We start from the raw sequence: 26,069 nt of genomic DNA, 5'->3' as shown, positions 1-26,069 counted from the left end.
CTCACCCAAACAGGATATCAGATGCATCCTTCAGCTCTGATTCCCATACATCATTCAGAAACGTCCGGTAACTGTAGTCGATCTGCAGCTCGCCATCCGTACTCTCGACGATGATACCGCCGGGGATATCGACCGCCGTACCTACGCTGTAGCCCGTCAGGGTCTTTGATGAGGAGATGATATCCTGCAGTGCCGGGATATCCCGCTCATTGCAGTGCACCACACCCTCGTCGATCTCCTTCGCTGCCTGCTCGAGCAGTCCGGCAAGAGCCTTCGCATGAAAGTCTGCCGGGAGATCCCTGACAGCGGCTAGTGAGGCCTGATAGACCTGATCAAGGAGTTTCTTCTGGGCGTTCAAGACCTGACGCTTGACGATGAGGTTGGCCGCGGAGACCTCCTGGTTCACGATGTGAGCCACCTGGCGCTCAGCGTCCTCCTCAGCGGCGATTTTGATGGATTCTGCACGCCTCTGGGCGTTTTGCAGAATCTCGTCGACGTCTTTGCGGGTCTCCGCACGGATCGCCTCTACCTCTCTTCGCCCTTTTTCCCTGATCTCATCGACGACAGCTTCAAGTCCCATGGTTCACTCCATCAGAACAGAAGCAGCAGTGCGACCACAAGACCGAAGATGACGATAGTCTCAGGAATAACCGTGAAGAGCAGTGCCAGACCGAACATATCCTTGTTCTCTGCCGTAGCACCGACTGCGGCAGCACCGATACCCATCTCACCGAGACCAGTACCGACGCCGGCAAGGCCTACTGCGAGACCTGCACCAACTGCCTTGAGACCAACCTGCGATGCCTGAATCATTTCAAGAGTAAGTTCCGCTGTTCCAAAATCTACCATTTTTATTCCTCCGTAAACTTCTGTTCCATTCCAAAGGGATTGTACTTCTTTCCTCCACCTTTGTAGAACTTGGTGAAGAATTCGACATAGTGAAGACGAATCGAGTTCAGTCCGCCGCCAAGGATACCAAGCGCCGTGTTCAGCGTGTGGCCGAGGAGGAAGACGATAATACCGACGATGATGATGAGAACACCGACGACGGTGATTTCTTCGAGCTGCGGCTCGATCATCATGCCAATGGCAATGTAGTTGACCACCATTGCGATGGCGACCGACGAGAGTCCCACCGCGGCCAGACGTGCATAGGAGAGCACGTGGCTGATGATAGTCGGGATTTCAATGACTTCGAGTACATTCTCCTGGGCGATGGCAATAATGCCTCCGAGCAAGAGCACGGCACCAAGAATGGTCGCCGCATTCAGACCCATGACGAGCGCAGGAAGCCCCGAGAGATCGGGCATCAGCGGAATCGCGTACATGGACCAGATAGCAAGGATAATACCCCACATGACGCCGAGCCATCCGGCGTTCGCGAGCATTGCCTGCTTCGCGTGTTTGCCGTGGTACACACTCCTGGCGTTGCGAATTCCAAGAACGCGTCCGAGCGTGATGTGCAGGATACCAATCCAGATAGTGACTATCAAGAGCTCCGCAACCTGCGCTCCGTGCTCCGAAGCGTGAGCGCCGATATTGAGGTGGCGGCTGTAGATGAACGGTGCCCAGGGAAGCGCGAACCCAAGGAACTCGCTGTATAGCACGCCGAAGATAATACTGGCAATACTGGCGTTCCGCAGCGAGACCAGGAGCTGACGCCCCTCTGCCGACGTGAAGATTCTCCGCAGGCCGAGCGAAAGCAGGAGCAGGATCAATCCGTATCCGACATCACCGAGGATAAATCCGAAGAAGATCGGAAAGACTATCGACACCATCAGGGTCGGGTCAACCTCGGTGTACCTGGGGCGGGAGTAAAGATCCATGAACAGCTGCGACGGCTTCGCAAACGACGGGTTCTGATACTCGACCGGCACATCGTTCGGGTGCTCAATCTCCAGCTCCGTGACGTAGACTTTCCCGCCGGTGGCGCTGACGAGTGCCTCTTTGACCTTCTCTGCACCGGCCGCAGGCACCCATCCTTCCGTGACGAACGTCTCTTCCGTGGTAGCAAACCGTAGCGGGGCTTCCGCCCGCTCTACATCAGCCGTGAGTAGTTCATCGCATGCTACCAGAGTTGCACTGTGCTGGATTTTGATATCTTGAATACGCCGGTTAATGCTTGAAATTTCGCCTTCAAGCCGCTTGATCTCTCCGCCGTAGTGATCGATGCGGCTCTTTGGAGACCCGGTCTCATCCGGTATCGGGACTGCCTGGAAACCTGCATCAAGCAGCGTGCGTTCAACCGCCTCGCGATCGCTGTTCTGGACTATCACAACGATGATGTTGCCGGAGACCTTGTCTGAAAAATATTTCTCATGGGGAACGGCAATCTGAACATCCTTTGCGATGTGCCCTGCAAAAACGGAAAAACGCTCGTATCCGCGGTACATCTCCATCTCGAGAGGAATCGCGGCAAACGGCTCGAGCTCGCGGACCCGCTGCTCGTGCTCTTTCTGCTTCGTCTCCAGTCTCGACCGCTCGGCGAGGAGTTCCTCCACTTCATGCTGAAGGGGGGGGAGATCACGCTCGATGATGGATCGTATCTTTGAAGCGGGAATCTTCTGCTTGGTCACCACTTCATCGGGGTTGATCCCGCATGCATTCTCGATGGCTCTGAGTTTAATCAGCGCTGAAGCTGCTTCGCTTGCTCCCGGACGGGGCATACCGATCTTGACCGGGACGGCCGCCTCACTCTCCGGCACAAAGTCTTCGATATGATAGGCATTGTGTCGGTAGAGCGTTGCGATCACGGCATCGATCTGCCCTTTCGGAGCTGCAATAAGCAGCCTGCGCATCCGTTCAGGCCGTAACATTCAGCTGCTCCTTAAAACGTGAAACGATATAATCGACAGCAGTATCGAGTTTCTTGCTGCCTTCCGCTTTCAGTGTTTCGGCGCTCTGCTCTCCTTTTTTGACGATCTCAGTATACTTCTGCTGCGCCTGTCCCCGTGCGGCGGCAAGACGCTGCTTCTTGTATTCCTCGGCATCGGTTGTTGCCTTCAGAATCAGGTTTTCAGCTTCCATCTCCGCATCGTAGAGGTTCTTCTTCCTCTCCGCCTGCGCAGCACTGATCATCGCCTGATACTCTTCCTCGGTTTTTTTGATGCTCTTCAGGACCTCGGTCTTCATCAAACCCTCCTTCTCACGGCCTATGAATATTTGATGAAATTGAACTTATATATATTGTTGTTTGTCCCCTGAATATCTGCCCGGTTCCCAGTATTCGACAGTCGTACACGGCGGCATCCGCTCGATCTCGACACCGCCTTCCGCTCCGGAGATACGCATTCCAGCAAGTTCGCCGGACGAACAGAGCAGATGCTGCTCGGGATGCGTCCCGCGCTGGATGTCACAGGCGAGCAGGATCTCCGGAGCCACCGAAACGACCATCTTGAGCCGCTTCGAACCCGGGTGACCCTTCGGCAGGATGACGAGCGGAATGTGATTCCCCCGCACGAGTTCAAGCAGCATACCGGCCGCCTCTACGGAGCCGCCTTCCGGCCCCGAGACGACGATCAGATCGTCCGGCTCCACCGTCTCGGAGTATTCCTTCTCGAAGGTCTCGAAGCGAAGGGCGTACCGCCGACCCGCTTTTCCAATCAGCAAAAAAGAGTGTTCTCCCCGGATCAGGAGGAGACCCTCACCGAGGGGTACGTGCATTCGATCCGGCATATGCGGGGCAGATACTTCGGTGGAGCTTCAGACAGCTTCCACGTCCTCGGACTGGCAGCTCGGGCACATCGGCCGCTTACTCGGGCTTTCAAACGACTGATCGCAGTCCCTGCACCGATACTTCCTGCTCCCCTTCAGCCGGTCGTTCCATTCGACGTCAGGTCCACCACCGGTACTACACATCAGATATCACCAGTACCATGGTTGACCAGAAGGATATAAAACCCTGTCGAGGACAGGGTTTCGCTCAGAGGAAGATCGTAAAGACGGCGATCGTAATGACGATCATGACCGCTGCATGCTTGATACCCGCCCGAATAGACGCCTCGCCCATCTCTCCTGCGATCAGTCCCGAGAAGAGTGCCTGGAGCAGGCAGGTGTGGTAGAGGAGACGTTCGAAGGTCATGATAGGTGCATTCCCCATCTGAATAGCGCCGCCGACACCCTTGAGTCCCTGGGTATCGATATCCGCCAGCACCGAGAGAAACTGGCTGTCGATGACGACCACAACGAAGAGGAAGACGAAGAAGACGAGATAGACGATCACAGTGTAGATGAACATCTCTGCGAAGCGTTCTCTCTTCAATACTTCCGACATCTCTGCATCCCGGGCGGCGATGTTCAGGACCTCACCGATATCACCGGTCATCTGGCTGGCCTTCGTGATCAGCGTCACGGTGCGGGCGATGGCCGGGGTGCGGATCCGCTCTTCGAACCGGATCAGTGCCTCGTTGATGTTGGCGCCCCACTCGATATCCCGTTTGATCCGCTTGACCTCGTAGGTGAGCACGCCGAGGTTCGCCTTTACAAGGATCGAGATCGCCTGCGCGAGCGTCAGTCCTACCTGGTTGATCCCGGAGAGGCGATCGAGAAAGTCGGGGATTCCCGCTTCGATACCCATGACCTTGTTCCGCCAGAGCTGGTAGAAGATGCCGAAGGGGAGGAGGATTATCAGGACGGCAAAGGCGAGGTGGTCGTCGATGATATCAATGACGATCTCGATGTCGGCATACTGCGGTGTCGAGAGGATGGTATAAACTATGTAGACGAGGGCGATCGGCACGGTGACGTAGAACGTCCGGTTCGGTTCGATGAGGAACGTCTGGAAGGGGTGACGCAGAAATCCCCGCACCTTCCGGAACCGGTCGTAGCGCTCGAGCTGCGCAAAGAGGGCATCCTCCCCCTCCCGCTCCTCGGTTCTGATATCGGAGAACTCGTGCAGCCACTTTGTTCCGATGTACCGCTCGACATTCTCTCCCTTGATCGAGATCATATCGATGAAGAGGATGAAGACGAGCGAACCGAGCGGAATGAGCAGATAGGTAACGACCGAGAGCTCCATGATCGGCGCGGTGCCCATGAACCCCATGACGACCATGATGATGATGATGAAGAGCGGGCCTGCCACAAAGAGAGTCACGTACGACTCGGCAGCGAGCTGCAACGTATTGAGGAAGGTCTTCTGCTCGAACCTCGCCTCCTCCTGGTACATCCTGACCCGGGTTCCGAGGAACTCGAGGACGTCGCCGCCGCTGTCGATCACCGAGATGAGATCCTGGAGAAAATCCCGCATCTTTTCGGAAGGCGTCGTCTCCTGGAGATGTTTGATGGCGGTGATCATATCATAGCCGAAATAGTCGGTGTCCCGGACGATCCTCCGGAACTCATGAGAGACTTCGCCGTAGATCGACGAGTTCTCCGCGACCGAGCGGAATATGACCATCATGTGAGCGCCACCCCGCCGCATGGCGTACATGTACGAGACGGCGTTGTGGAGGAGGAGGTTGATCTTGGTCGCCCGGCTGCTCTTCTGGAACGAGGGATACCGGATAAGAAAGGCATACGTCAGGTACAGACCGACGAGGAAGATGACAGCCGTCGCGATTACCCGGAGGAACCCGAACGAGATGTCGGCAGGGACGAGCGACGGGAGTGCGATATTGAAGACGTTATACACCCGGATCGAGAGAAGCGGAGTGAGAAAGAGGTTTGCCGCAAGAAAGCCGATGACCGCCCAGACTGCACCCACCAGCATGCCTATCGCGACCGCACGGAGGAGGTAGTGATCGACGGTCATGCCGATGTTGGCCGCGATCATATCCGCACGAAGACTCCGATACCGGATCGGGTCGCGGGTTACCCACCAGTGGATCCCCTGCCGGAGCCTGGATACTGGCTGAAACCTCATTCATCCCATCCTGCCGACGCTGGAGAGGTCGTCGATATGCTCGAGCACCGTCTTCCTGTCGATGGAGTATGCCTGGATGATCCGGGAGACGGATATGTAGTCGGTGATCCCCTGAATTCGCATCGCCTCAAGGATCTGCCGGCGCACGGCGATCTCGCCTTCGAGTTGCTCCCTCGTCCATCCCCGAAACTCCATGATCTCGTTGTAGATCCGTGACCTGCCCGTGAAGGAGAAAGTATCGGAGACGGGGTCGTACTCAAAGACGTTGTTTACCTGCAGGTTACCGGTGATCGGATCGATCCCGGCGAGTTCGACGATCTCCTGGCAGCGCCTGACCCGCTCCCTGCCCTGGTAGATGAGTGCCTGGACGCTGACGATGTCGAGCGCCTGGATCATGTTCCGGGGAACGTTCAACGGAGCGCTCTCAAGCCGGTGGATTGCCGCGTCCACAACGCCCGCGTGCATGGTGGAGAAGGTCGTGTGGCCGGTGTTCATCGCCTGGAAGAGCGTCTGCGCCTCCTGGCCGCGAACCTCACCGACGAGGATGTACTCCGGCCGCTGGCGCATAGCCGCCTTTAAGAGGTCGAACATGCTGATCGTCGCACCAAGCCCTTCGCTCACCGACTCGCGGGTGACGCTCGCGATCCAGTTCTCATGGTAGAGGGTGATCTCACGGGTATCCTCGATCGAGACCACCTTCGCAAGCGGCGGGATAAAGAGCGAGACCGCGTTGAGCGAGGTCGTCTTGCCGGATGCAGTTCCCCCGATAAAGAGCAGGCTCCGGTTGTTCTCGATAGCCATCCAGAAGTAGACCAGTGCATCGACATCGAAGGTATTCGACTCGATCAGCTCGACGGGGGTGAACGGCACCTCGCGGAACTTCCGGATGGTGAACGAGGTGCCGCGGGTGGTGACCTCCGTCCCGAGCGTCAGCTGCAGCCTGGAGCCATCGGGGAGCGTCGCATCAAGCATCGGGTTACCTATGGAGATATGCTTGCCCGACCGCTGGGCGAGGGTGATGGCAAGCGAGTTTAAGGCCGACTCTTCGAAGGTGATATTCGTCTTGATGTTGCGGTACCGCCGGTGGTACAGGAAGATCGGAATGCCGATGCCGTCGCAGGAGATATCCTCGATCTGGGGGTCTTTCATCAGCGCATCGATCCGCGACCACCCAAGGAAGTTCCGCAGGATGTAGTACTGCAGTTTGAAGAGCGACGACTCTTCAAGGGTGAGGCCGTACTCTTTCAGGAGCGTCTGCACCTTCTCAAAGAGCACCCGCCGCCGGTCGGTGGCCATCTCCTCCTCGGTGAGGATCAGGACATCCCGCAGATCTTCATAGAGCCGTTCGAGGAGATCGTACTCAAAGTGGGAGAGCACCGGCTCGAAGAGAAGGTATTCATCCTGATTTGTCTGTTTGTTGCGCGCGATGCAGACCTCCGAGCATCCCTCCGCGACCCAGTAGCGCTCTTTCTCCTCGTAGTCTGCGGGCACCTCTGCGTGAACCAGGTAGCCGTGCTTCGCCGGACTGTACTCCTCAATAAGACCCACAGGTCTCCGAAGAGCCGATACGGGCGGTATGGCCGGCCGGCCGGCCGGCAGGAACTTCCGGACGGCTTCGCTCAGGAACGCCGCCGGGTTTCTCCGTGAGAGAGCCGCATCCGAGGGCTCGAGGTACCGGAGGATCTCTGCCGGTGCTATATTCCCGGTATCGGGCAGTGTGAGGTCGCCAAGTTCCCGGCGATGATTGGGCGGTGCCTCCGGCGTACCGGACGGCACCGGAGCCGTTTCCCCTCCGATAGTCCCGGATAACTCCGTCAGGCCGTCGGCCTGAAGCGGAGAGATCTGTTCCAGAGTTTCCTCCGGAATCCGTCTGGTTTCGTCGTCTCGCAACATTGACATCTCTTCTCCGCCTGGTTGTCAGTGACCGGGTGAACAGAACCCTCCCAGAAGAGGTAGCGGGCATCTCTCCCGTGCTGAACGGATGACCCGTGATCCTGCACGGCACCGGGCCGTTTCCGTATGGTATCTGTTTGTGGGATCGCCTCTATAATAATATCCATTCTTTTATACCAGACAGATGAATTTTTCCATACTTTCCGGAGTTACGGAAAGAATCAGAATATTTTATAGCACCATTCTCATATACTAGATGAGTTATGCAGGACCACCTCCGCGTACGGATGCCTACCGGACTATCGTCGCTCGATCCGGTTCTCGACGGCGGGATCCCTCCGGGCTCGGTGGTGCTCCTTCTCGGTGAGATCGGTGCAGGAAACAGTGAGTTTGCACACAGCTCGATCGTATCACTCTCTCTCCTGAAGGCAAACGGCGGAGGGCAGAATCAGCATGCGCTGCTCCCTGCCGAGATTGCGTACATCACGTTCACCAAGATGCGGGAGGATGTGCTCAACGATATCACCCTCTCCTTCAACCCCGGGAGCTATGACCTGCTGCAGCAGGAGGTTGTCTTCGACGATCTCTCCGAGCTCTACTTTGACGCCAGTATCGTTCCTCCGGGGTGGTACGGGGACGGAGACATCTTCTCCCGCCTTCAGAAGAAGCAGCGGAAAGAGAACGGAGATATCCTGGCCGACCTCTCCCATGTCCTCTCCTCAAAACAGCAGAACAGCCTTATCATCCTCGATTCGCTGACCGATATCGCCACCACATATATGAACGATGCGGACTGGCATACCCTGATCGCCTTCCTTCGGGGGCTTCAGAGGGTTGCAAAACGCTGGAACTCGACGATATATCTCCTGCTCACCGCCGGGATCCTGGAGGAATCAAAGGAGATCGAGATAGCGGACTGTACCGATGCGCTGATCCTGTTCCGGTGGGAGGATGTCGGTGCACAGCGGCGGCAGCGGATCATGTACTTCGAGAAATTTCAGGGCGTCATGCCGTACCTCGAGGAGCGTGATCTCGTGAAATTCGCCGTGAAGATCTCGGCAGCGAATGGATTTGAGGTCAGGAACATACGGGTGGTCGTGTGAAACAGCAGCGGGTAAAACTCGGGATCGAAGGCCTCGATGCCATGCTATCGGGTGGCCTCCTCGAGCACAGCATCTGTGCCGTCGTCGGCACCTACGGAACCGGGAAGACAACGGTCGCCCTCCAGTTCGTATACGAAGGGCTTGCGAAAGGCGAGAAGGTCATTTACATCAGCCTCGAGGAGCGTGAAGACTTCCTCCGCGCCACGATGGCGCAGAAAGGATGGGATATGGATCAGTATCAGGATTCGTTCTTCCTCATCCGACTCGATCCAACCGATTTCAATATTGCTATCAGCAGCATCAAGAGCGAACTGCCCTCGCTCATCAAGAGCGTCGGGGCGGGGCGTGTCGTCATCGATCCGATATCACTCTTCGAGGGGCTCTTTGAGGACGAGTCGGTCAGGCGAAAGGAGATGTTCAAGTTCATCGAGACGATGCGGGACGAGACATGCACCTTCCTCCTCACGAGCGAGACCGATAAGAACAACCAGTTCACGAGCAAATACGGTCTTATCGAGTACCTCTCCGATACGGTGATCCTCCTTCGGTACGTCCGTCCGACAAATATCGCGGAGGTACATCTGGCTCTCGAGGTGGTGAAGATGCGCCGGTCAGCACACTCCCGCGAGATCAAACCGTTCGAGATCCTGGCCGACCAGGTAATGGTCTATTCCGAGGCAAATGTCTTTTAATCGCCTCTCTTCCCTTAAAATTGCATCATAACGGCTATATCCATAAAAGAATAGATCTCTTCCATGCAAACCGAACCGATCTACCACTTCCGATACATTAGCATCATCGCCGTCGTGGCCTCGTTCTTTGCCGCGGTGCTCATGTTCGTCATCGGGGCGGAGCGAACCCTCACCGGATTCTCCTACTACCTGCAGGGTCACGAGGTGACCGTCAAGGAAGGAGTGACCATAACACATGACGCAGCCGCGATGTTCATGATCGTCGACGCCGTGGACGCATTTCTCTTCGGATTGGTGCTTCTGATCTTCTGCTTCGGCGTCTTCAACCTCTGTGTCAGGCATATCGACGGGGACGAGATGGAGAAGGTACCCCGGTGGCTTCGGGTGGACAGCATCGGGCACCTCAAAACGTCGCTTGCCCAGCTGATCATCGTCATCCTCTTCGTGAACGTCCTTGAGTTCGTCATCTTCGAAGGCACTCATGCCATGACCTGGACGACACTCGTGATCCCGCTATCAGTCGTCCTGCTTGCCGCAGCACTCCGGCTGATGCACGCCAAATAGGGGTGATGCGGCAGCACTCCGCTTTTTTGATTCTTCCCTTAAAGAACCGACAGGCCCCTTCTCCGTTCCGCCTTGTGCCGACCCACTATGACGAGACGAAACCCCCCCGTGATCGCCTCTCTGTCGTTCAGAGGGATCTTTCTCGCGAGAGCAGGGAGGCAGGAGAAGAGGGGATTATATGGTAATTCCAACCAGGTGGAGCAGAACGAGGAGTAACGCTCCGGCCAGCCCGCCGAATGCGCAGACCAGCACGCTCACGAGATTGATCTCAATATCGGGCGCACCAAACCAGCTCATTACGTGAAAGACATTCAGCAGATAGAGCGTGATAAGCCCGGCAACCGCGTTTATCACGAGACTCATGGCCTTTTTCAGCAGAAAGTAGATCGCCGCCGCAATGGCTACGGCGAGAACAATAGCGATGATCGCTTCTATCATCACTATTTACCAATGATCTGCTGGTTATTTAACCGTATGGATGGGATAATGAGCCGTCCGACAATTCGGGAATCATTTCCGAGTCCTGCAATTCCGGTGAGCATCTCAAAGACGTTGCCCGCGAACATCGCCGTCCGGATAGGATCGCCGGGCTCTCCGTCCTCCACCCAGTATGCGTTCGATATCTCGAGAGAGAAGTCGCCGGAGAACGGATTTGCCGTGTGAGCCCCGACGACCGAGTTAATGAATATCGCCCGCGCATCGTCGACCGTCGTCCGAGGGCCGTCCACCACCAGATTGTGGACGCCTATCGAGGGCGATCCTTCCCCACCGGAGCGAACGGCGCTTGCCGTGGACTCCTCGCCGTAGCGGTACGCCGTCTTTAAGTCGTAGGCGAAGCACTGGAGAACGCCGTCACTGATGTAGTCGAGCCGCCGGGCAGGGACGCCTTCGGCATCCCAACAGGTGCTCCCCATGCCCCGCGTGAACGGGTCGTCGTAGATGGAGAGCATCTCGTCCGCACACTGCTCACCGATCTTTCCTGCGAGGTGCGATCGGCCCGCCTGTACATTCCGCCCCGATAGTGCGGGGACGAGGACCGTCCCGATGAGCTGAGCGGCGGCAACCGGCGAGAGGATGAGATCGTAGTGTCCGGTAGCGATATCCTTCCCGCCGACCGAGTGCGAGGCGAGGAACGCCGCCTGCTCACCGACCCACCGGGGATCGATATCGGCAGCGAACGGAGAGGCCATAAATTCGTATCCGGTGGACTGCTCCCGTATCGCCTCAAGCGAGACCCCGGCATACGTCCGCTCCATGCCGTAACGGACACCGTTGCTGTTTGCGATCGCGATGTACGAGCGGGAGAGATCGGCGCCTCCGCCAGCTACGTCGACCGGATACTCCGCCGCTCCTTCGAGGAGCCCGGCGATGAACGCAGATGCCCGCTCAGGCTCGACGATAAGATCGGGATCGGACGACGGAGCGGTGCTCGTCATATTCGTGGGTTTCGGGAGACCGTGCCAGTCCTGCGGCGTGGCAATACGCCCGCTTGCAAGGGCGGCGGCAAGGCACTCCTTCCATCGTCCGGGATCGCCCGTACTCGATACGCCGATCCGCCCGTCCTTGATGGTGCGGATGGCGATCCGCCAGCCCCTCGATTCTTCGGCGGTCCCGATAATGGACTGCTTGATCTCGGCGGAGATGCTCCTCCCTTCGGTGAAGAAGACCTCCACCTCATCTGCAGAGCGCTCCCCCTCCCGGATGATATCGTCTATCAAGAACTCGGCCTTCATGATCCGCGCCCTCCGACCATGGCGTTTCTGAGCAGGAGATGCGGCGCCCCGTCGCTGACCGGGACGGTCTGCCCGCCTTTCCCGCAGTATCCGGGGTGCATCTTCCGGTCGTTCCCGATAAGGGCGATGTCGTGAAGTGTTTTCAGGATCTCGCCGGAGAGCGAGACATCCCTGACCATCCGGGTCGTTTCGCCGTTCTCGATGAGGTAGCCGAACTCGGCATTGAACTGGAAGACACCGCGGCCCGGATCGACCTGACCGCCGCGGGAGCCGATCAGCAGAATACCGTCTCTGCATTCGGCGAGGATCTCGTCCCGGGTCGCATCCCCGTTCTCGATGAAGGTGTTGCTCATCCTGACCTGGGGAGGCGCCCCGTGTTCCGCCCGGGCATGCCCGGCGATACCGTCACCAACGGAGGCGAGTGTCTCCCGGCTGTGGAGGTAGGCGGTAAGAACACCGTCCCTGATGATCTCGGTTCTGCCGGGTGCCACACCCTCGGCGTCGACCGGATCGAACCCGAACTCGGGGAGGGAGGGATCGTCGACGATGACGAGCCCGGGAGCTCCGATCGTCTCCCCGATCCTTCCCTTCAGGACGGAGTTTCCTTCCCGGATCAGGTCGCCCTCGCTCGCATGGCCGACCGCCTCGTGCGTGAAAACGCCGGCGAGCTCGGGGTCGAGAACGGCGTTTACCGCCCCACCCTTCGCAAGTCCCGCGTCGAGGAGTGCGACGGCCGTCTCGGCGGCCTTCCGCCCGAGTTCCTGCTTGTTCCGGAGGTTGAACCCGGTGCTAATATGGTCGCGTTCGCTGCCCATCTGCATCATGCCGTTTCGGGAGGCCACCGCGAGAACGGAGAAACCGCTCCTGACGATCTCGTAAGACGCTTCATTGCCGCTCGAGTCCAGGAACCTGACCTGATCGATTCCCTCCGTGTACCGGGCACGAGTATTCACCACTTCGGGGAGGCGTGCGGCCGATTCGATCTCTGCAAGGAGACGGGTCTTCTCCTCAAGATCCACGTTCCGGGGATCTTCGCGGAGCGGCGGGGATGCGAGAACGCCGTGCGGCGCAGGAGCAAGATCAACCCGATCCTCCGTAATTCCGGCAAGACGCATCGCCGCTGCGATGATATCGTTCCGGGCACGGCGGGAGCCGAGGTCGACATGGTCGAGCGTGAGAATGCCCCACCCGGCGGGGCCGAGCGCCCGCACAACGGCTTTGTCAAAAAAGGATGTGCCTGCGGACTCGATCACGCCGTTGTCGATCTCGACCGAGGTGATCTCCCCACGCACGCACCTGATATCATAGTAGCGTGGTTCCATACGGCATCATACCGGTGTGTGACCGACGTTCTGGTCAAAGAGTCCCGGCGTCTGGTGAACCGCCGCCATCTTCCGCAGTTTCGAGAGGAAACCGTCGCGGTTCTCCGGGACGAGAGCGTTCTGGAGGACTTCTTCGATATGACCTACCGGAACGATCTCCACCATCTGGCGGTACCGCTCTTCGATAAGAACATCGTCGAGGTTCGACCGCGGGATGATCACCTTCTTGATCCCGGCCTTTGCCGCAGCCTCGATCTTGTAGGTGACGCCGCCGATGGGGAGGACGTCGCCCCGCACCGAGAGCGAACCGGTCATGGCGACGTCCTGGCGGACGGGGATATTCTCTATGGCGCTTATGACGGCGGTGGCGACACTGACCGAGGCGGAGTCGCCCTCGACACCCTGGTAGGTGCCGATGAACTGGATATGGATATCCATGTTCCGGATGTCTTTGCCAGTGAACTTCTTGATGAGCGCACTGACGTTCTTGATCGACTCCTGGGCGATCTCCTTTAGGAGACCCGTGGCGATGACGCTGCCGTTGGCACCCTGGCTCGGGGTGACCTCCGCCATGATCGGGAGCACCGACCCGCTGTCGGAACCCATCACCGCAAGACCGTTTACCCGGCCAACCTGATTGCCCTCGACGACCGTAATATCGTAGTCGCGGCTTCTCCGGATGTACTCGTCGGAGATCTGATCCTCGATGGAGCGTGCGGTCGTCTTTGCGGCGATCACATGCTTTGCACTGGTGAAATCAGCGCCTTCCTGGCGGGCGAGATCGCCTGCGACCCGGATAAGGCCTCCCATATCACGGAGCTTGAGGGTCAGGTGGCCTTTCCGGTTCGACCGGCGGCGCGCTTCGCGGATCACTTCCACGATCGCGCTCCGGTCGAAGTGCGGGATCTTCCCGTCGTTCTTGACCTCCTGCGCGATGAACCGGATGAACTTGCGGCGGTTCTCAGGGGTGTCTTCCATCGACTCTTTCATGTAGATCTCGTATCCGTACCCCCGGATACGCGACCTGAGTGCGGGGTGCATCCCCTGAACGGCATCGAGGTTGCCTGCCGCCACCATTACAAACCGGCACGGCACCGGCTCGGTCCGCACCATCGCTCCGCTCGAGCGTTCGCTCTGACCGGTGATCGGGAACATGCCCTCCTGCAGCGCGGTCAGCAGGTTCTGCTGGGAGTGGGGTGTCAGCGTGTTTATCTCATCGATGAACAGGACACCACCGTGTGACCGGTGGATGGCTCCGGCCTCGACACGGTCGTGCGACGGCGTCTCAAGCCCGCCGCTCTGGAACGGGTCGTGCCGGACGTCGCCGAGGAGCGCTCCTGCGTGACTCCCGGTTCCATCAATGAACGGCGCGATACTGCTCGCATCGTGGTTGATCAGCAGTTTCGGCACCATCGCCTCCTCGCGTGGTGTCGAGTAGCGCAGCGCCATGAAGACGAATGCCGCTGCGATAATGCCCATCAGCCACTGGTAGGTGATGAGCGCGTAGCCGACGATACCGATGAGGAGGAGCATGATGAGGGTATTTCTCATCTGGAGTTTCTTTCGCGCCTCCATCTTGTGGGCGTTGACGATCTGTTTTCCTCTTCCGGCAGGTACGGTCCGGACTATCGGATTATTCGAGTCTTCGGGATTCGGGTAGACAAGGATGTCCTGCATCTCCTCTTTCGGGAGAAGTTCGGCCATCGCTTTGGCGAGCATGGACTTTCCGGTTCCCGGACTACCGATCATCATCACATGCCGCCGCTGGGTTGCAGCCTTCTTCATGACCTCGGTGGCATGCTCCTGACCGATGACCTGATCGATGAGCTTTGGGGGCACTTCGATATCGGACGATGCGCTCATCTCGAGGCCGGCAAAGACGTCAATATCAGCCAGCTCATCGTTCGTGAGCTCAATGTCGGGAATATCTTGCGTTGTGGTTGAATCCATCGTCGAGTTTACCTCTTTGCTGCCATGGTACTTATATAATTTATTCATGATAGTTTAAGTACTTTCAGCAAAGGGTGAGGAATGAAGATTATCAGTACAGAACGGTCTCAGGTGCTTGCAGCAAGAGTTTCAGAGATTACGGGGTATCAGCTTCTCGATACGAAATTTAACCGCTTTCCGGACGGCGAGTTATACCTCCGGACGGGAGAGACAGACGAGGAGACGATCATCGTTTCAAGCGTCGTCGACAACGATGCCCTCGTGCAGACGCTGCTCGCCATCGACGCATGCGACAGCTCCCGGATTACCCTCGTGCTGCCCTACCTCGGCTACGCCCGGCAGGACAAGAGGTTCACCGCCGGAGAGCCGATCAGTGCCCGGGCAGTCGCACGGGCACTCTCCCGGGGCGTCGATCAGATCTGCGTCGTGAATATCCATGATCCGGCGGTGCTCCAGTATTTCGATGCCCCGGCGACGAACATATCCATCGCCCCGGCGATCGGCGGGTATATCCGCGAGCTCGGGGTCAGAAACCCCCTGATCCTCGCACCTGATGACGGTGCGGCGGCATTTGCGGCGGAGGTAGCTGCTGTCGGCGGGTGGGACACCGATCACCTCGAGAAGACGCGTCTCTCCGGCGATACGGTCAGGATGGAGCCGAAGAGTCTCCCCGCCGCTTCCCGGGAGGTTGTTATTGTCGATGACATCATATCCACCGGCGGTACGCTCGCCACCGCTGCAGGGATGCTTTACGGTCAGGGAGCGACTGCCATTCACGCTGTCTGTGTCCACGGCGTCCTTTCGAGCGGTGCCTACGCCCGGCTCCGGGCAGCAGGAGTCGCTTCGGTCGCATCAAGCGATACCTACGAAAACGCCACGAGCTGTATCTCTGCAGCGAGCGCAATCGCAGAAAGGCTCCGGCAATGCTGACTATCGACGGATCACACCTGGAAGGGGGCGGCCAGATCCTCCGTACCGCCGTCGCACTCTCGGCACTCTCGGCAACACCGGTTACGATAGAGCGGATACGTGCGGGGAGAAAGAACCCCGGGCTTGCCCCACAGCACATCGCTGCGGTGGCCGCGGTGGCGGCGGTGACCGACGCCCAGACGGAAGGGCTCGTACCAGGGAGCGAAAGAATCGTATTCTCTCCTGGAAAGCCCACCCGGAAGGAGGTTACCATCCAGATCGATACGGCGGGAAGCATCCCGCTCGTCCTGCAGGCCTGGCTCCCGGTGGCACTCTCTGTCGGCGGGAGCCTGACCGTTACGGGCGGGACCGAGGTGGCGTGGAGCCCGACGATCGAGTACGTCGACCACGTGCTTGCAGAGGTCCTCAGGCGTCACGGTGCCAACGTCACTATCGAGATAGAAGACCGGGGCTACTTTCCCCGTGGCGGCGGGCGGGTCACGGCCAGGGTCGAGCCGTCACGCCTCTCCCCGGTAACGCCGGGCGGCGACTGCCCGTCCTGCGGGGTCGCCTCCTGCTCGGCGGGCCTCCCCGACCACGTCGCACGACGGCAGGCCGATGCCGCTCTGCAGACACTCGCTGAAGCCGGGATCTCAGCAGTTCCGGCAACCTTCGACGCACGAAGGGACGGTGCGAGCACGGGGAGTTCCGTTACCGCATGGGCGGGAGCAAAAGGGGGCATTGCACTCGGACGCCCCGGACTTCCCGCAGAGAATGTCGGGATGACGGCCGCTAAAAGGCTGCTTCGCGAACTCGAGCAGCCCGGAACCGTAGACATCTACCTCGCCGACCAGCTCCTCGTTTACCTCGCGGCGTACGGCGGAGCGTACAGCACCCACACGCTTTCGCTCCATGCAGAGACGGTCTGCTGGCTCCTCGAAGAGTTCGGCTGCCCCGTCCGCTGTCGCAGGAGCACCGCGCTCACGGAGTTTGAAGCATGAGATCCGTCCTCGACGCCTCGGTCTTCTTCTCAGACCTCTCCATCACCGGAGAAGCGTATACCACACCTTCAGTCGTCGCCGAACTCGTCGATCTCCGATCGAAATGCCGCTATGAGGCACTCCTTGCCACCGGACTCGTCGTCAGGGAGCCGGAGGAACACTACCGCAGCGCTGTGGAGACGGCGGCGGCGGAGTGCGGGGATGCGGAGAGACTCTCCGGAACCGATCGGGAGATCCTCGCTCTCGCGCTTGAACTCGCCGCCGTCCTGGTGACCGACGACTTCGCCGTCCAGAACGTCGCCCACCGCCTGAAGATCTCCACCCGGAGCATCCACCAGCGTTCGGCACGGCCGATCCGGTGGCGGTTCCGGTGCAGCGGATGCGGCCGCTTCTACCGCGAGGCGGGCGAGTGCCCGGTCTGCGGGGCAGCAATTAAAAGAAAACTTAAATAGATCGCCGGAAATCTCTTTTCCATGTCCTCGCTCGATGAGATGATAAAAAAGGCCAAAACACTCCAGGCAGAGGCGCATAGCCCAAACCAGATCGCCGATGAGCTGAGCCTCTCCATGGAGACGGTCACCTGGCTGCTTACCCAGCCGAAGGACGCCGATGTTCCGAAAGACGTCCATATCGACTGGACGGCGGTGAGCGGGCAGGCAGCGCTCCTGAACGATATGGCGATGGTAATGCTCAAACGCTTCATGTATCTCGCCGATACCGGGCGGGGGCAGTCCCACACCGTCCCCGACCTCCCCGACGTGGTCGTCGGTGTCGAGATCTCCGGAGTGCCGCTCGCTACACTCATCGCCGCGGAGGAGGGGCTGAATATTGCCATCTATCATCCTGCCAAGCACAGCCGCGGCGAAAACCCGGCCGGCTCTCTTTCCGGAACCTTTGCAGGGGTGAGCGGCCAGCGGTGTATCATCATCGACGACGTGATAACGACCGGCAGGACACTCGCCGAGGCTGTCCAGTATCTCCGCCGGCACGGCGCGACCCCGCTTGCCATCTGGGTGCTCTTCGACAAACGCGGCATCCGTGAGATCGAAGGTGTCCCGGTGCATTCTCTCTTCAGGATCGCAAGGCTTGACTAAAAAACCCCGATATATTTTCAGAAGGAGTGCACCCGCCTCCCGGACTCTGCACGCCGGTACCCCATCGATCGGTTTATATAGAACCTCAATTCAAACCTTACGGTAAAAGGAGGACTTATTGATGCTTGCTGGACAACCCATTATTATTTTACGGGACAATGTGGAGCGCACTCGTGGCCACGAGGCTCAGCGCTCGAACATTATGGCTGCTAAGGCTCTCGCAGCCGCCGTACGCACAACGCTCGGCCCCCGGGGCATGGATAAGATGCTCGTAAGCCCCTCCGGCGACGTGGTGATCACGAACGACGGTGCGACCATTCTTCATGAGATATCGGTGCAGCACCCGGCCGCGAAGCTGGTCGTCGAGGTCGCAGAGACGCAGGACAACGAAGTCGGAGACGGCACCACAACCGCCACCGTCCTCGTCGGTTCCCTGATGGAAGCGGCGGAAGGGCTTCTCACCCAGGAGATTCACCCCACCGTCATATCCCACGGCTATCTTCTCGGCATGAACAAGGCCATGGAGATCCTCGACGATTTGGCGATCACGATCGGATTTGACGACCGCGAGGACCTCATCAGGATCGCCGATACCGCTATGACCGGCAAATCCATCGAAGCGGTGAAGGAAAAACTCAGCGAGATCATCGTGGACGCCGTAACACAGGTTGCAGAGAAGACCGATTCGGGCAGGATTGTCGTCGATGAAGACGATGTGATGATCAAGACGCAGGTCGGCGAGCGGATGGACGACGCGGAGCTTATTCGCGGAACCGTTATCGCCAAGAAGCGTATCAGCGAACAGATGCCCCGCACGGTCACGGATGCACGGGTCGCTCTGATTGCAACGCCGCTTGAGATCACCAAGACCCAGATGAAGGCCAAGATCAAGATCACCTCCGCAGACCAGGTGAAAGCGTTCTCCGAGCAGGAGCAGGAAGCCTTGAAGAGACTCGCCGACACAATCGTCGGCACCGGCGCGAACGTCGTGCTCTGCCAGAAGGGCATCGCCGACGCCGTGCAGTTCTACCTCGGCAAGAAGGGCGTCATGGCATTCGAGAACGTTCCTGAGAAGGACATGAAGTACGCCGCCCGTGCAACCTGCGCCACGATCGTCAACAAACCCGACGAACTCGCCCCCGAGACGCTCGGCCGCGCCGAGAAGGTGGAAGAGCTCGGCGATGCCGACCTCACCGTCCTGTCGGGCTGCCAGAACGCAAAGGCCGTCACAATCCTGCTTCGGGGAAGCACGCAGCTGCTCCTCGACGAACTTGAGCGTGCGGTCTACGACGCCTCCCGTGTCGTCGAAGATGCCCTCGAAGATGGAAAGTTCGTCGTCGGCGGCGGCTCCGTGGAGACCGAACTCCTGCTCCGGATCCGCGACTACGCCGCAGGCATCGGCGGGCGTGCCCAGCTCGCTATCGAGGCATTCGCATCTGCATTCGAGGTTATTCCCCGCACCCTCGCGGAGAATTCCGGATTCGACCCCATCGACAAGCTGGTGGCGCTCAAGACGGCACACTCCGAAGGGAACAGGTATGCCGGCCTTGACGTCTACACCGGCGAGGTCGTCGATATGAAGGCTGCAGGTGTCATCGAACCCCTCCGGGTGAAGACCCAGGCGATCAAGAGCGGCGCGGAGACCGCAAGCCTGCTCATCCGTGTCGACGACATGATGATCACCCAGTCCGGCGGCGCTCCCCGGATGGAGTAATTCTACCCGCGCATATCCGAACAGGAAGATATCAACTTCGTCTTCCTCAATTTTTTATCCTGCAGGGTGCCCCTGACCGGCCTGCAGGCAACCGGCTTCGATACCATTATACGCATCGAAGAGAAAAATAATAAGCCCGTGACGTGAGCCGAGGTAGTCTAGTCCGGGAAGGCGGCGGCCTCGAAAGCCGCTGGTGCTTGGCACCACGGGAGTTCAAATCTCCCCCTCGGCGTTTATTATTCGGATCTCCGTCGCTGCAAAAGCATGCTCTCTTCTGTTCTCTTTCCATGCAGATTCTGGTGGCGTTGTCTGTGAGAGGCCTGAAAATGTATACCAGAAAATCCGCGGAGGGCGACAAAGACAGTATCGAAGAGTTCATCGGCGAGATCAGGGTGCAGAGAGACATCGCTCCAGAAATATAACATCGCCTGTGTTCTCGTCAACTGCCGTCGTCTCAAACGGATAGGCGTCGACCCTGACTCCCGCACTACCTGCGATTGCGATGCCGGAAAGGCAGCCTACCACTCGCGCAAGGCGCAGGCGCTGACAGCGGTACCGGGATAGCTGAGGCGGACGATGCTCCGGGATCCGGGGTGAGGGGATACACCCCACCTCATCCTAAAGGGCTGCCGGATTCTCGTTATTTTCCGACTTTAACACTGATTTCAGGTACCGGATTTCAGCAAAAGTGTTCTCCGGACTATATCACTCTGATTCCGGAAAAACAGCAAAATCACAGGGCTATAACGCGATGTGGGCAGCAGTAATTTCTCAAGGAGGCATTCCTGCCGCACCGTGAAATCGACCGTTTGTAGGCTTCTGTGAAGATTGAAATTTCAACGAATTCAGCCCGGATTACGGGCATACAAAAGCAGCTTAACCTGAAAGACAAGGCAAACGGATCGAGATCGGAATTAAAATAAAATGGTTTACAATACCGAATTGTAAAACATAAATATAAAATTTTAATAGGCGTCCTTCACCAAATAACATTGCAAGACTGATTTCATTCGATGTGATACATATGCGACGACACAGCACCCTTATCATTCTCACGGCCATCTTCGTCGGCTGTATCCTGTTCGCAGGCTGCACCGGCACCCAGTCGACGGTCACCGCGGATAACACGACCACCGGGTCACCCGGCGAGACGCTCTTCGTCTACTCCGGCGCAGGGCTGAAGGCGCCGATGCAGGAGATCGGAACCGTATTCGGTGAAAAACACGGCGCTACCGTCGAGTGCACCTATGCCGGCTCCGGAGCGCTCATCACCCAGATGGAACTCTCGCAGAAAGGCGACGTCTTCATGCCCGGAGGCACGCCGGACTATGCCATCGCGGTGAACAAAGGTCTCGTGAGCGACGACCCGCAGTACGTCGCCTACCACGTCCCGGTGATCGCCGTGGCGAAGGGCAACCCGAAGAACATCACCTGCATCGAGGACTTCACCAGGTCCGGCGTCAAGGTCGTACTCGGGGGAATCAATGAGACCGCCATCGGCAAAGCGGGCGACAAGCTCTTCAAAAAGTATGATATAAAGGACGCAGTCGAGGAGAATGTTGTCCTCCGGGCACCCACCATCAACGAACTTGTCGTAGCGATGAACATGGGCACCGCCGACACCACGCTCATCACCATCGATAAAATGAACCTCGAGACGATGGACGCCATCCAGCTTCCGCTGGAGGACAACATGGCGCTGATCGTCCCCATCGGCACGACCACCTTCACGAAGAAGGCAGACCTTGCCGGGCAGTTTGTCGATTTCGTCTCCTCCGACGAGGGCAAGGCGATATTCGCCAAACACGGTTTCCCCACCTACCCCGACCCGGCGTATGCAGGGATCAAGCCATGAGCGGCAGTGACCACTCTCGCTGCACGGTCGCAGAACAGAGCGGGATGCCGCAGGGCTAGGCAGATGGCCAGAATGCATCGGAGATTCTCCACCCCAACCATCTTTTCGGCGACGTTTCTTGCGATTTCGACAGCCCTGCTCGTCTTTATGGTCGCTGTCATTGCCGGGCTCGTTCTCTATCCGTCGCTGCCGCAGCTCATTGCGAGCCTCACCTCTGCAGAGATTCTCTTTGCCATCCAGCTCTCACTGATCACATCAGCGATCTCCACCGCACTCTGCATCATCATCGCTGTCCCGGTCGCCTATGCAATGACCCGGTTCTCATTTCCCGGCAAATCGCTTGCCAACGTCGTCGTGAATCTGCCCCTGTCGCTCCCGCCGCTCGTGGCGGGTGTCGCTCTGCTGATCTTCTTCGGCCCCTCCCTCGTCGGCACGGTGCTGCGGGCGTCGGGAATTGATATAGTATACACCGTAACCGCAATCGTCGTGGCGCAGTTCTTCGTGAACGTACCCTACATGATCCGGATCACCCGCTCCGCCTTCGAGACGATCAACCCCCGCTACGAGCACGTCGCACGGACGCTCGGGTGCTCCGACTGGGGCGCATTCCGGCAGGTCACCCTCCCCCTTGCGACACAGGGGCTGGTTGCGGGTCTGGTCATCACCTGGTCAAAGTCCATCGGGGAGTTCGGGGCGGTACTTCTCCTGGCAGGCGCTACAACGATGAAGACGGAGACCCTGCCGATCGCCGTCTACCTGAACATATCCACCGGGGAACTGAACGAGGCCATCGCCGCCTCGGTCATTCTCATCGGCATCGCTCTCGTCTCGCTCCTGGTCTTCGAGCGCTACGGGGACGGGACAAGGATACTCTAGGAGGCAACCACGTGCTGCAGATTACCGAACTATCAAAAACCCTCGGGAGTTTCGCCCTCAAGGGCGTGAGCCTCTCCATCGCAGACGGCGAGTATTTCATCATCCTCGGCCCTACCGGTGCCGGAAAGACCATCCTCCTCGAAACGATCGCGGGCATCCACGCTCCCGATGCGGGAAGCATTACCATGGACGGGCATGAGATCTCCCGGATGGAGCCGAAGGAACGGGGGGTGGGGATGGTGTACCAGGACTACATGCTCTTTCCCCACCTGACAGTCGAGGAGAATATCGGATTCGGCCTCAAGCAACGGAGTATCGACCCGGCGGCAATCCGGAAACAGGTCGGGGAAGCGGCGGAGATGCTTGGTATCGGGCACCTGCTTGAGCGGTATCCGGGCACTCTTTCCGGCGGAGAGCAGCAGCGGGCGGCAATCGCCCGCGCCCTCGTCATCAAACCCCGGATCCTCCTCCTCGATGAGCCGCTCAGCGCACTGGATGTCACCACCCGCGAACGGCTGCGCCGGGAGCTTGTTTTGATTCACCGGAGGACGAAGATCACGATCATCCATATCACTCATCACTTTGAAGATCTCTTCGCGCTGGCAGAGCGGGCCGCCGTGATGCAGAACGGCACGGTCGTCCAGGTGGGAACACCCGAGGAGATCTTCAAGCGGCCGCACACGGAGTTCATCGCAAACTTCACAGGCATGGAGAATTTGATCAGGGGGATCTCAACCGTTCACGACACCGAAGCATCCATCGACCTCGGGCGAATCACCGTTACCGCACTGACCGATATCGAAGGAGAGGTCGTCGTCGGGATACGACCGGAAGAAGTGATCATCTCGGCCGGGCCGATTGCATCCGGTGCACGGAACTCATACCGGGGAGTAATAACCGATATACGGCCAAACGGTATGTTTTCATGGGTCACCATCGATATCGGGGAGCCCCTGACCGGCGTCCTCACACCGCAGAGCCTTGCCACTATGAACCTCGCAGTGGGAGAGAACGTCTACGCTACGTTCAAGGCCTCGGCCGTTCACGTCTTTGCCGCATGAAACGATACCAACGGATACTCTGCGGTCACATCCCTGCCATGAACCGGCGGGAACAGAAGAGATCAGGAGCGCGTCCGTGTCGGGGTCACGGCACCCCCCGTAACGGCGCTCTCACCGTCCGTGCTGCTCCGCACCGTGATCCCGCTCGCATAGACCTCCCATCCGTCCGCGTTGACGATCGTGATCTCAATAACAACGGAATCACCGGGTTCGCGCTGGACGGTGAACGCAATCGGGTTGCTCCGATCGACGGCATTGTAGACGGTCTGGGTCTCCGACCGCACCGTGGTGCCGTTCCGGATTATCTCGTAGGTCACAAAGTACGTTGCAGGAGTCCCGGTGTCCGGGATGAACCGAAAGACAATCCGGTCGTCGTACCCCACCGACTCCGCCCGAAAATCGGGCATCGGCGCCGAAGGCTGCGGAATGGACTGCCCGATGCACCCGGGACTGCAGATAAGGAGCAGGAGCAGGCAGAAGGCGGCGGTTCCGATCAGCGCTCTCCGCACTCCGGTCTACCCCCTCACTTCTGCTCGATCTTCACAAACTTGTTCTTCCCAGCGCCGCACCGGGGACACTTCCAGGTCTCAGGAATGTCCTCAAAAGCCGTTCCCGCTGCTATCCCACCGTCACGGTCGCCGTACCGCGGGTCGTAGACGTAGCCGCACTTCGTGCACTTCCATCTGTCCATGTGCCTCATCTCTCCGTAACCCGGCGTATACCGGGTCGGCAAATCTGTTGTTCTTACGTGTCTCCAGATAAAGACTCCGGTTCCGTCAACGCTCCCGGCGAGCAGGGAGGCCGAGCTCCTTACCGGAGATACCGTCAAGGAAGAGCGTGCGCTCGCTGTCCGCCGAAGCGAACCGGATCTCGTAGACCGGATAGTATACCGTTCTCCACCCCGTAATCTCGAGCGTCGGCTCAAGCGCTTTGAGAATCGACCGAAGATCGGCCTCACGGATCTCAACCGGCCTCCCCGGTTCCCGGAGCGGTTCTGTCTTCACCTCAAGCACCTGGCGCAGGGACGAGAAGCGCGGGAGCTCGTGGAGCAGAAGCGGCATGTAGAGGGTCGCGCCGCCCTGTGCCTTCACCACGGTGACGAGCTTCCGCTTCTCGAGTTCCTTCACCGCCTTCTTCACCACATCGGGAGGCTGGCGTAGATCAGCCTCCAGCTCGGGAAGGGTCGAACCTCCTGACGGCAGATGGGCGATCGCTCTCACCGCCGTCTCGTCAAGCCCCACGAGCTCGGCGACGCCGGGCAGGATCTTCATCCCGCGGCTCACCGCGGCGAAATGCCCGGAGACGAGCTCGATGAGGAACGAGGCGGTTTTCGTCGTTTTTCGCAGCAGGCCGCCGATGTAGCGCACCTCGACGAGGGCGAGAGGCCAGTAGATCGTCTCCGCAGTGACAATTCGCTCTTCAGGCTCGAGGAACGGGAGCCTGCGCCTTCGTTTTCCCTTCGCGATATCGATCGCCTCTTCACGGATCAGGACGGGAACGATCGCCTCGTCCCCGGGCGGTGCGGGCGGTGTCGGGCGGGGAGCGGCTGTCTGAACCGGTGGTGATACCGGCGGGCGGGGTTTCTTCTGCCGACCGGGTTTCGCGGGCGTGAGTGTCGGTGTCAGCCCCCGGTGCTCGGTCTCCCGCCTCGAAAACTTCATCTTCACCTTCTCGCGCATAAGCCCACCCATCACGAAGAAATCCCCCGGCTCAAGCGTCGAGAGTTCCTCAACCTCCTTTTTGGAGCCGAAGAAGACGCTCACCGCCTTGAGATCATTCTCGATAGAGAGTTTCCCGATGATCTGGTTGTTGCACTGCGAGAGGACGTTCTTGACGACGAGCGACGGGCGCTGAGTCGCAACGAGGAGGCCGAGTCCCCGCTTTCTGCCCCGACGGGAGATCTCCTCGATCTTCTTGACCGATTCACCTGATTGCGGGATGAATTTGTCCGCTTCTTCGACGATGAGCAGGTAGGGTTTTCGGAGTCCCGATTCGAGATCGTAAAGAACGGTGGCAAGCCCGGCGACCTTCTCCTGCATATCCGTCTCGGAGACGTCGTAGATCACCGCGGTGCCGGAACGGATGGCGTTCTCCATCAGCTCCGATAAGTCGACCCGTTCGATATCCAGATCGCAGTCGTCGCCCGAACCCACCCAGAGCAGGTCGAACCGATCTTTCAGGGAACAGTACTCCCCTTCCGTATCGATGAGGCAGAACCCGATCCCGGCCTTGCAGAGCTGCTCGCAGAGGACGGCAATGCTCCAGCTCTTTCCTGCCCCGGACTGCGCAATGATACAGGTACGCCCCGTCACAAGTTCCTGGGCATCGACCGCGATCTCACGGTCTCCCATCTTCCCGATCACGAGCTCCATTCGATATCTGATACAGGACACGCAGAGGTTTAACCGTTCCCATCCTGGATCGGCGTGACTATCCGGG

26 protein-coding genes and 1 tRNA gene are annotated in these 26,069 nt (G+C 58.9%); 13 read left to right on the top strand and 14 right to left on the bottom strand.

The window, feature by feature from the left end; all coding sequences use genetic code 11:
• Position 1 precedes the first annotated feature (1 nt).
• The 7 genes from ABH15_RS02085 to ABH15_RS02055 form a co-directional block, all read right to left on the bottom strand.
• The gene (locus ABH15_RS02085) at positions 2-580 is read right to left on the bottom strand and encodes a V-type ATP synthase subunit E family protein (protein WP_128692705.1); all 579 of its coding nucleotides are present in this window, start codon (positions 578-580) and stop codon (positions 2-4) included.
• 11 nt (positions 581-591) lie between these two features.
• Entirely contained in the window at positions 592-849 is a 258-nt protein-coding gene (locus ABH15_RS02080; RefSeq protein WP_128692704.1) for an ATPase, read from the bottom strand.
• 2 nt (positions 850-851) lie between these two features.
• Positions 852-2,816 carry a V-type ATP synthase subunit I gene (locus tag ABH15_RS02075; protein WP_128692703.1) on the bottom strand — a complete coding sequence of 655 codons (1,965 nt, stop codon included), beginning with the start codon at positions 2,814-2,816 and terminating at the stop codon, positions 852-854.
• On the bottom strand, positions 2,803-3,132 hold the full coding sequence (locus tag ABH15_RS02070; protein ID WP_128692702.1) for a V-type ATPase subunit subunit G family protein: 330 nt from the start codon (positions 3,130-3,132) through the stop codon (positions 2,803-2,805). The genes ABH15_RS02075 and ABH15_RS02070 overlap by 14 nt, the downstream gene beginning before the upstream one ends.
• Before the next feature lie 45 nt (positions 3,133-3,177).
• Positions 3,178-3,675 (bottom strand): alpha/beta hydrolase, encoded by a 498-nt coding sequence (locus ABH15_RS02065; RefSeq protein ID WP_241647976.1) that lies wholly within the window; start codon positions 3,673-3,675, stop codon positions 3,178-3,180.
• A gap of 247 nt (positions 3,676-3,922) precedes the next feature.
• Entirely contained in the window at positions 3,923-5,863 is a 1,941-nt protein-coding gene (locus tag ABH15_RS02060) for a type II secretion system F family protein (protein WP_128692700.1), read from the bottom strand.
• Positions 5,864-7,762 carry a type II/IV secretion system ATPase subunit gene (locus ABH15_RS02055; protein WP_241647975.1) on the bottom strand — a complete coding sequence of 633 codons (1,899 nt, stop codon included), beginning with the start codon at positions 7,760-7,762 and terminating at the stop codon, positions 5,864-5,866.
• A 257-nt stretch (positions 7,763-8,019) separates the two neighbouring features.
• Here ABH15_RS02055 and ABH15_RS02050 point away from each other — a divergent pair, with 257 nt between their 5' ends.
• The 3 genes from ABH15_RS02050 to ABH15_RS02040 all read left to right on the top strand — a co-directional run bounded on the left by ABH15_RS02050 (position 8,020) and on the right by ABH15_RS02040 (position 10,115).
• Positions 8,020-8,859 carry an RAD55 family ATPase gene (locus ABH15_RS02050; RefSeq protein ID WP_128692699.1) on the top strand — a complete coding sequence of 280 codons (840 nt, stop codon included), beginning with the start codon at positions 8,020-8,022 and terminating at the stop codon, positions 8,857-8,859.
• Positions 8,856-9,551, top strand: coding sequence for a KaiC domain-containing protein (locus ABH15_RS02045; protein WP_128692698.1), 696 nt, complete (start codon positions 8,856-8,858; stop codon positions 9,549-9,551). Before ABH15_RS02050 ends, ABH15_RS02045 begins: the two co-directional genes overlap by 4 nt.
• 63 nt (positions 9,552-9,614) lie before the next feature.
• Entirely contained in the window at positions 9,615-10,115 is a 501-nt protein-coding gene (locus ABH15_RS02040) for a YqhA family protein (RefSeq protein WP_128692697.1), read from the top strand.
• A gap of 174 nt (positions 10,116-10,289) precedes the next feature.
• On the opposite strand, the gene ABH15_RS02035 is transcribed toward ABH15_RS02040, so the two are convergent.
• From ABH15_RS02035 to lonB, 4 genes are read right to left on the bottom strand one after another with little or no spacing between them, the layout of a single operon-like run.
• The gene (locus tag ABH15_RS02035; protein WP_128692696.1) at positions 10,290-10,553 is read right to left on the bottom strand and encodes a pro-sigmaK processing inhibitor BofA family protein; all 264 of its coding nucleotides are present in this window, start codon (positions 10,551-10,553) and stop codon (positions 10,290-10,292) included.
• A 2-nt stretch (positions 10,554-10,555) separates the two neighbouring features.
• Entirely contained in the window at positions 10,556-11,848 is a 1,293-nt protein-coding gene (locus ABH15_RS02030; RefSeq protein WP_128692695.1) for a TldD/PmbA family protein, read from the bottom strand.
• The gene (locus ABH15_RS02025; RefSeq protein WP_128692694.1) at positions 11,845-13,170 is read right to left on the bottom strand and encodes a TldD/PmbA family protein; all 1,326 of its coding nucleotides are present in this window, start codon (positions 13,168-13,170) and stop codon (positions 11,845-11,847) included. Before ABH15_RS02025 ends, ABH15_RS02030 begins: the two co-directional genes overlap by 4 nt.
• A 6-nt stretch (positions 13,171-13,176) precedes the next feature.
• Positions 13,177-15,120 carry an ATP-dependent protease LonB gene (gene lonB, locus ABH15_RS02020; RefSeq protein ID WP_128692693.1) on the bottom strand — a complete coding sequence of 648 codons (1,944 nt, stop codon included), beginning with the start codon at positions 15,118-15,120 and terminating at the stop codon, positions 13,177-13,179.
• Between the two features lie 81 nt (positions 15,121-15,201).
• On the opposite strand from lonB, the gene ABH15_RS02015 reads away from it, so the two are divergent.
• From ABH15_RS02015 to ABH15_RS01975, 10 genes are all read left to right on the top strand, one after another.
• Complete coding sequence (locus ABH15_RS02015) at positions 15,202-16,050, top strand: ribose-phosphate diphosphokinase (RefSeq protein WP_128692692.1); 849 nt, start codon at positions 15,202-15,204, stop codon at positions 16,048-16,050.
• Entirely contained in the window at positions 16,044-17,030 is a 987-nt protein-coding gene (gene rtcA / locus ABH15_RS02010) for an RNA 3'-terminal phosphate cyclase (RefSeq protein WP_128692691.1), read from the top strand. Before ABH15_RS02015 ends, rtcA begins: the two co-directional genes overlap by 7 nt.
• Positions 17,027-17,482, top strand: coding sequence for an NOB1 family endonuclease (locus tag ABH15_RS02005; RefSeq protein ID WP_128692690.1), 456 nt, complete (start codon positions 17,027-17,029; stop codon positions 17,480-17,482). Before rtcA ends, ABH15_RS02005 begins: the two co-directional genes overlap by 4 nt.
• A 21-nt stretch (positions 17,483-17,503) precedes the next feature.
• Positions 17,504-18,124, top strand: coding sequence for an orotate phosphoribosyltransferase-like protein (locus ABH15_RS02000; protein ID WP_128692689.1), 621 nt, complete (start codon positions 17,504-17,506; stop codon positions 18,122-18,124).
• A 121-nt stretch (positions 18,125-18,245) separates the two neighbouring features.
• Positions 18,246-19,838 (top strand): thermosome subunit alpha, encoded by a 1,593-nt coding sequence (gene thsA / locus ABH15_RS01995; protein ID WP_128692688.1) that lies wholly within the window; start codon positions 18,246-18,248, stop codon positions 19,836-19,838.
• A 147-nt stretch (positions 19,839-19,985) separates the two neighbouring features.
• A tRNA-Ser gene (locus ABH15_RS01990) sits at positions 19,986-20,070 on the top strand.
• Between the two features lie 55 nt (positions 20,071-20,125).
• Positions 20,126-20,260 (top strand): hypothetical protein, encoded by a 135-nt coding sequence (locus tag ABH15_RS14050; RefSeq protein ID WP_277749816.1) that lies wholly within the window; start codon positions 20,126-20,128, stop codon positions 20,258-20,260.
• A 602-nt stretch (positions 20,261-20,862) separates the two neighbouring features.
• Positions 20,863-21,693: a molybdate ABC transporter substrate-binding protein gene (gene modA, locus ABH15_RS01985; RefSeq protein ID WP_128692687.1), complete on the top strand. Its 831-nt coding sequence runs from the start codon at positions 20,863-20,865 to the stop codon at positions 21,691-21,693.
• A gap of 72 nt (positions 21,694-21,765) precedes the next feature.
• Positions 21,766-22,569, top strand: a complete 804-nt coding sequence (locus tag ABH15_RS01980; RefSeq protein ID WP_164913607.1) for an ABC transporter permease — start codon at positions 21,766-21,768, stop codon at positions 22,567-22,569.
• 11 nt (positions 22,570-22,580) lie between these two features.
• Complete coding sequence (locus ABH15_RS01975) at positions 22,581-23,630, top strand: ATP-binding cassette domain-containing protein (protein WP_128692685.1); 1,050 nt, start codon at positions 22,581-22,583, stop codon at positions 23,628-23,630.
• Positions 23,631-23,692: 62 nt separating this feature from the next.
• Here the strand turns inward: ABH15_RS01975 and ABH15_RS01970 are convergent, their stop codons facing one another.
• From ABH15_RS01970 to ABH15_RS01960, 3 genes are all read right to left on the bottom strand, one after another.
• Positions 23,693-24,139 (bottom strand): hypothetical protein, encoded by a 447-nt coding sequence (locus tag ABH15_RS01970; RefSeq protein WP_128692684.1) that lies wholly within the window; start codon positions 24,137-24,139, stop codon positions 23,693-23,695.
• Between the two features lie 14 nt (positions 24,140-24,153).
• Positions 24,154-24,321 (bottom strand): rubredoxin, encoded by a 168-nt coding sequence (locus ABH15_RS01965; protein WP_128692683.1) that lies wholly within the window; start codon positions 24,319-24,321, stop codon positions 24,154-24,156.
• Between the two features lie 85 nt (positions 24,322-24,406).
• Entirely contained in the window at positions 24,407-26,002 is a 1,596-nt protein-coding gene (locus ABH15_RS01960) for an ATP-binding protein (protein WP_128692682.1), read from the bottom strand.
• Between the last annotated feature and the right edge of the window lie 67 nt (positions 26,003-26,069).

The sequence above is a fragment of the Methanoculleus taiwanensis genome, assembly GCF_004102725.1.
Taxonomy (GTDB): Archaea; Halobacteriota; Methanomicrobia; order Methanomicrobiales; family Methanoculleaceae; genus Methanoculleus_A; species Methanoculleus_A taiwanensis.
This window is presented reverse-complemented; position numbering and strand designations above follow the sequence as displayed.

Bases quoted from the DNA above. Each gene is read 5' to 3' on its own strand.
- ABH15_RS02085 (WP_128692705.1), bottom strand. From the start codon at position 580: ATGGGACTTGAAGCTGTCGTCGATGAGATCAGGGAAAAAGGGCGAAGA.
- ABH15_RS02080 (WP_128692704.1), bottom strand. From the start codon at position 849: ATGGTAGATTTTGGAACAGCGGAACTTACTCTTGAAATGATTCAGGCA.
- ABH15_RS02075 (WP_128692703.1), bottom strand. From the start codon at position 2,816: ATGTTACGGCCTGAACGGATGCGCAGGCTGCTTATTGCAGCTCCGAAA.
- ABH15_RS02070 (WP_128692702.1), bottom strand. From the start codon at position 3,132: ATGAAGACCGAGGTCCTGAAGAGCATCAAAAAAACCGAGGAAGAGTAT.
- ABH15_RS02065 (WP_241647976.1), bottom strand. From the start codon at position 3,675: ATGCCGGATCGAATGCACGTACCCCTCGGTGAGGGTCTCCTCCTGATC.
- ABH15_RS02060 (WP_128692700.1), bottom strand. From the start codon at position 5,863: ATGAGGTTTCAGCCAGTATCCAGGCTCCGGCAGGGGATCCACTGGTGG.
- ABH15_RS02055 (WP_241647975.1), bottom strand. From the start codon at position 7,762: ATGTCAATGTTGCGAGACGACGAAACCAGACGGATTCCGGAGGAAACT.
- ABH15_RS02050 (WP_128692699.1), top strand. From the start codon at position 8,020: ATGCAGGACCACCTCCGCGTACGGATGCCTACCGGACTATCGTCGCTC.
- ABH15_RS02040 (WP_128692697.1), top strand. From the start codon at position 9,615: ATGCAAACCGAACCGATCTACCACTTCCGATACATTAGCATCATCGCC.
- ABH15_RS02035 (WP_128692696.1), bottom strand. From the start codon at position 10,553: ATGATAGAAGCGATCATCGCTATTGTTCTCGCCGTAGCCATTGCGGCG.
- ABH15_RS02030 (WP_128692695.1), bottom strand. From the start codon at position 11,848: ATGAAGGCCGAGTTCTTGATAGACGATATCATCCGGGAGGGGGAGCGC.
- ABH15_RS02025 (WP_128692694.1), bottom strand. From the start codon at position 13,170: ATGGAACCACGCTACTATGATATCAGGTGCGTGCGTGGGGAGATCACC.
- lonB (WP_128692693.1), bottom strand. From the start codon at position 15,120: ATGGATTCAACCACAACGCAAGATATTCCCGACATTGAGCTCACGAAC.
- ABH15_RS02015 (WP_128692692.1), top strand. From the start codon at position 15,202: ATGAAGATTATCAGTACAGAACGGTCTCAGGTGCTTGCAGCAAGAGTT.
- rtcA (WP_128692691.1), top strand. From the start codon at position 16,044: ATGCTGACTATCGACGGATCACACCTGGAAGGGGGCGGCCAGATCCTC.
- ABH15_RS02005 (WP_128692690.1), top strand. From the start codon at position 17,027: ATGAGATCCGTCCTCGACGCCTCGGTCTTCTTCTCAGACCTCTCCATC.
- ABH15_RS02000 (WP_128692689.1), top strand. From the start codon at position 17,504: ATGTCCTCGCTCGATGAGATGATAAAAAAGGCCAAAACACTCCAGGCA.
- thsA (WP_128692688.1), top strand. From the start codon at position 18,246: ATGCTTGCTGGACAACCCATTATTATTTTACGGGACAATGTGGAGCGC.
- ABH15_RS14050 (WP_277749816.1), top strand. From the start codon at position 20,126: ATGCAGATTCTGGTGGCGTTGTCTGTGAGAGGCCTGAAAATGTATACC.
- modA (WP_128692687.1), top strand. From the start codon at position 20,863: ATGCGACGACACAGCACCCTTATCATTCTCACGGCCATCTTCGTCGGC.
- ABH15_RS01980 (WP_164913607.1), top strand. From the start codon at position 21,766: ATGCATCGGAGATTCTCCACCCCAACCATCTTTTCGGCGACGTTTCTT.
- ABH15_RS01965 (WP_128692683.1), bottom strand. From the start codon at position 24,321: ATGGACAGATGGAAGTGCACGAAGTGCGGCTACGTCTACGACCCGCGG.
- ABH15_RS01960 (WP_128692682.1), bottom strand. From the start codon at position 26,002: ATGGAGCTCGTGATCGGGAAGATGGGAGACCGTGAGATCGCGGTCGAT.